The organism is Amycolatopsis echigonensis (genome assembly GCF_014174495.1).
Lineage (GTDB): Bacteria > Actinomycetota > Actinomycetes > Mycobacteriales > Pseudonocardiaceae > Amycolatopsis > Amycolatopsis echigonensis.
In genome coordinates, this window is the sequence record NZ_JACJHR010000217.1 from 1 (window position 1) to 1,455 (window position 1,455).

The following is a 1,455-nucleotide window of genomic DNA, read 5'->3' on the forward strand; positions in this document are numbered from 1 at the left end:
CCGTGGAGCGTGCCCTTCTTCGGCCGGAATCGCTCGACGCGCAGCGCGCTGGCGGGCCAGGACGCGTCCGTCACTGCGGCATCGACGACCTCAGCCTCGCCATCCGGTCCCGGACAGCTTCCGGTCCACGCTCCCGACGCCAATGACCCCATCCTCGACGTGACCTCCGAACGATGACGCGCCGATCGACTGCGAGCCCGATCAGGTCCCCGCGGCGGCAGTCGCCCGGACTGCGTCCGGGGTCATTCCGGTCCAGGTACGGAAAGCCCGATAGAAGGAGTTCGTATCGTCGTAGCCGAGCAGATAGGCGATCTCGGCCGTGCGCGTCGTGCCGTGACTCAGGTAGTGGCGAGCCAGATCCTCACGCGTGCTCGCAAGGACCTCCTGATAGGTGGTGCCTTCGAGGCGCAGCTGCCGCTGGAGTGTCCGTGAGCTGACCGCGAGCGCACGAGTCACCGCGGTCATGGAGCTACCGCCTGCCGGGAGGGTTTCGTGCAGGGCAGCGCGCACGCGATCGGCCACGCTGGCCGCCGCCTGCAGGTCGGACAGACGACGGCGCAGTTCGGGCGCGAAGAACCGCCACATCTGCTCGTTCTCGGTCAGGAAGGGGCGACCGGCGTCCTCCGGGCCGAACGTGATGGTGTGGTCGGGCCCGTCCTCGACACGCACCCCGAAGTAGTCCTCGAGTGCCGCATGGTCCGGTCCCAGGCCCGGGACGCCGACCTGGATCGGCCGGACGTGATGGCGGGTGCCGATCCGGGCGAGCGCGGCCCAGAAAACGAGCTCGGTCGCGGCCAGGAGCTCCGGCGGCGTCGAACCCGGGGGCCAGCGGTAGGCGATCGTCAACCCCTCCTCGCCCCGGCTCACGTCGAGGCGCACCGGGCCGATCAGCGGCTTGTAGGTCGCGATGCGCTGCGCGGCCGTCTCGAGGTCGGGACTGCACAGAGCGGCGAAAATCGGAGGGCTGAACATCTCGACCGAGATCGATTTGCCGATCGCGACCGCCAGATTCGGGTCGCCTCCCTCGGCGTCGAGCGCCGCCCACAGGCGGAAGTACTCATCTGGAGAGAGCGCGATCGCGTCCCGGCCGAACAGATCGGTGGCCAGCTGGCCGCGCCGCAGCACTCGGGCCGGCGAGACGCCGAGGTCGGTCAGCAACGCCTTGATGCTGGGATCCAGGGTGAAACGCTCGCCAGTCACGAGACCAGGCTAACGGCCCAACCGGTGGCTGCCACTTGCATGTAACGCCACACCACTTGCGGATCGCGCCGTAGGACGCGAAGCGCACAAAGATCGAAAAAGTGGCGCCATATGCAAGCGAGTAGGCGCGCTGCGCTAGTGCCAGGAACCGGGCGCGCTCGTACGGTCGTGGCAAAGGTCGAGAACACCTCGATTCGCCGAGACGGCGGGCCGGGCGGAAGTTCGACCTTCACCGGGATGGCACGAGCACATTCG

General features: G+C 68.5%; 1 protein-coding gene. It reads right to left on the reverse strand.

Going from position 1 to position 1,455, the window contains the following annotated elements; all coding sequences use genetic code 11:
* Positions 1–201: 201 nt before the first annotated feature.
* A complete protein-coding gene (locus H5411_RS46360) occupies positions 202–1,200 on the reverse strand; it encodes an AraC family transcriptional regulator (RefSeq protein WP_183128009.1) in 999 nt (332 codons plus the stop codon).
* Between the last annotated feature and the right edge of the window lie 255 nt (positions 1,201–1,455).